The organism is Accumulibacter sp. (assembly GCF_023806635.1).
GTDB lineage: Bacteria > Pseudomonadota > Gammaproteobacteria > Burkholderiales > Rhodocyclaceae > Accumulibacter.
Window position 1 is genome coordinate 12,169 of the sequence record NZ_JAMTDQ010000065.1, and the last position, 2,879, is coordinate 15,047.

3 protein-coding genes are annotated in these 2,879 nt (G+C 67.0%); all 3 read left to right on the top strand.

The window, feature by feature from the left end:
- Nucleotides 1-351 precede the first annotated feature (351 nt).
- Genes NFW30_RS12500 through NFW30_RS12510 form a run of 3 tightly spaced genes read left to right on the top strand, consistent with a single transcriptional unit; the run spans nt 352 to nt 2,748 of the window.
- Nucleotides 352-615 (top strand): FeoA family protein, encoded by a 264-nt coding sequence (locus NFW30_RS12500; protein ID WP_295372194.1) that lies wholly within the window; start codon nt 352-354, stop codon nt 613-615.
- Entirely contained in the window at nt 612-2,483 is a 1,872-nt protein-coding gene (locus tag NFW30_RS12505) for a ferrous iron transporter B (RefSeq protein ID WP_295372197.1), read from the top strand. Before NFW30_RS12500 ends, NFW30_RS12505 begins: the two co-directional genes overlap by 4 nt.
- A gap of 1 nt (nt 2,484) precedes the next feature.
- Nucleotides 2,485-2,748 carry a hypothetical protein gene (locus tag NFW30_RS12510; protein WP_295372200.1) on the top strand — a complete coding sequence of 88 codons (264 nt, stop codon included), beginning with the start codon at nt 2,485-2,487 and terminating at the stop codon, nt 2,746-2,748.
- The last annotated feature ends 131 nt before the right edge of the window (nt 2,749-2,879 follow it).

Sequence of the window (2,879 nt, forward strand, 5' to 3'; positions counted from 1 at the left end):
GCCGGCACTTGGCCTCGGCTGGCTGCGTCACCGCCTGTGCAGCGCCGCCCGCCTGATCGTCGCCTGATCGTCTGCCTGAGCCGGGCAGGCCGGACACTTGCCGGCCCGATGGTCGCTGCGGCCGCTGCCCGCATTCCTGACGAGGGGCAATGCGAGTCTGCTCACCGGCGGGTTGCGCGTACCGCAACACCGCTTCGCAACACGTGACAAATGCGAATCATTCGCATATAATGCCGTCCCAGTCCTGGCCCGGCCGTGAGCGGTGCACGGTCTGGGAACTGCGGCGAACGAGCATGACGACATTCAATCCGAAGAGAGGCACCCGCTACTACGATGACGACTACGGGATCGATGACCCTGTTTGAGCTGCCCATGGGTCAGGCAGGGACGGTGAGCGGCGCACCGCTCGCGAGCGATGAGCGGACGGAGGAACAGGAGATTGCCCTGCGACTCTTCGAGATCGGCTTCATCCCCGGCGAGCGCGTGCGCGTCGTCGCGCGCGGCTACCCCGGTGGCGATCCGCTGGCCGTGCGGGTCGGCGACACGATGTTCGCCCTGCGTCGCTTCGAGGCCGAGCGCGTGCTGGTGACGCCGGCTTGCGAGGCAGCCCGATGAGCGCCGCAACGGAAAGCCTGCGCCTGGCCCTGCTCGGCAACCCGAACTGTGGCAAGACGGCGCTGTTCAATCTCCTGACGGGCAGCCGGCAGAAGGTCGCCAACTATCCGGGAGTCACCGTCGACCGCAAGGAAGGGCACTTCACCACCGCGGCCGGCAAGAGCTTCCGTGTGCTCGACCTGCCGGGGGCCTACAGTCTCAACGCACTCAGCATCGACGAGGAGATCACCCGCGACGTCATCCTCGGCAGGCTCGACGCGGAGCCACCGCCCGAACTGATCGTCTGCGTCAGCGACGCGACCAACCTCAAGCTGAACCTGCGACTCGTCCTCGAAGTCAGGCGCCTGGGGATACCCATGATTCTCGCGCTCAACATGACCGACCTGGCCAAGCGGCGCGGCATCGTCATCGACGTACCGGCGCTCGCCCGCGAGCTGGGAATGCCGGTCGTCAGCACGATCGCCATCAAGGGCGGCGGTGCCGACGAGCTGATCCGTCAGCTCGATACCCCGCTCGCAGCGACGGGGTCGCCCCCGGCATCCTGGCTGCCGCCGGATGTCGCCGACGTCGGCGCAACGCAACGCGAGGTGCGACGCATCCTGGCCGCGACGGTCAGCCAGCCGGCGGTCGACACGCGCCGCGACGAGAGAATCGACCGCGTCGTCCTGCATCCGGTCTGGGGCATGCTCATTCTCGCCGGTACGCTGTTCCTCATGTTCCAGGCCGTTTTCAGTTGGGCGAGCCTGCCGATGGAGCTGATCAAGGATGGCATCGCGGCGATCGGCGAGACGGTCGGCGAGAGGATGCCGGACACCATCCTGCGCAGCCTCCTGGTCGACGGCATCATCGCCGGTGTCGGCAGTGTCCTCGTCTTCCTGCCGCAGATCCTGATCCTCTTCCTGTTCATCCTGGCTCTCGAGGATTCGGGCTATCTGCCGCGCGCCGCTTTCCTGCTCGATCGCCTGATGGGTACCGTCGGCCTCTCCGGACGCTCGTTCATTCCGCTCCTGTCGAGCTTTGCCTGCGCCATTCCCGGCATCATGGCGGCACGCACGATCTCGAGCTGGCGCGACCGCCTGACGACGATCATGATCGCACCGCTGATGACCTGTTCGGCGCGCCTGCCGGTTTACGCGCTGATCATTGCCGCGTTCATCCCCGCGACGACGGTCGCCGGCGTCTTCAGCCTGCAGGGACTGGTTCTGTTCGGCCTTTACGTCGGCGGCGTGGCCAGTGCCATGGCGGTGGCCGGTGTCCTGCGGCTGGCTACCGGCAAGGGGGTACAGTCGCCGCTGATGCTTGAACTCCCTTCCTACCGCTGGCCGCATGGCCGCAGCCTGCTGCTCGGCCTGCTCGAACGGGCACGCATCTTCATCCAGCGTGTCGGCGGCATCATCCTGTCGCTGATGATCGTGCTCTGGTTCCTGTCGACGTTCCCGGCGGCGCCCGCAGACGCCAGCGGTCCGGCCATCCAGTACTCCTACGCCGGCATGCTCGGGCGCGCGCTCGAGGTCGTGCTGGCGCCGATCGGCTTCAACTGGCAGATCTCGATCGCGCTGGTGCCGGGCATGGCGGCGCGGGAAGTGGCGGTCGGCGCCCTCGGCACGGTCTATGCTCTGTCGGCTGCCGGCGATGACGTCACCGATCAGTTGCTGCCGATGCTGGCAGCGAGTTGGTCGTTGCCGACCGCTTTCGCACTGCTGGCGTGGTACGTTTTTTCGCCGCAGTGCCTGTCGACGCTGGCGGTCGTCCGCCGCGAGACGAACTCATGGCGTTACCCCGTGCTGATGGCCGCCTACCTGTTCGCGCTGGCCTATGCCGCTGCATTCGTCACCTACCGCGTCGCCCTGCTCCTCAGCGGAGGCTGAAATGCTCGAGGAAGTCGCCGCCTATGGCGTGGTGGTTGCCGCAATCGCTTATCTCGGCCGCGGGCTGTTCGCCGCTACGCTCATGCCGGCGCTCGCCCGGCTCTGGCCGAATCTGCCGCGCAGCCGACCGCTCGCCGCAACCAACGGCGGCGAGCGCCAGGCGAATGCGCGTCCCTGCAATGGCTGCTGCGGCTGCGCCAGCCGGCGGCAGCAGCCACAAAGCCAAGTGCTCAGCATCCGCCGCAAAGGCACGGCAGACCGCTGAACAAAATGCCCCGCCGGCCCGGCGATACGGCGGCATTCGCAAGCGACCGGTGTTGCTGAGTCCACACGTTCGGCACGATGCGCGCGGCCTTCCCTGAAGTCAACTCTGTTGCATCTGCAACAGAACCATGT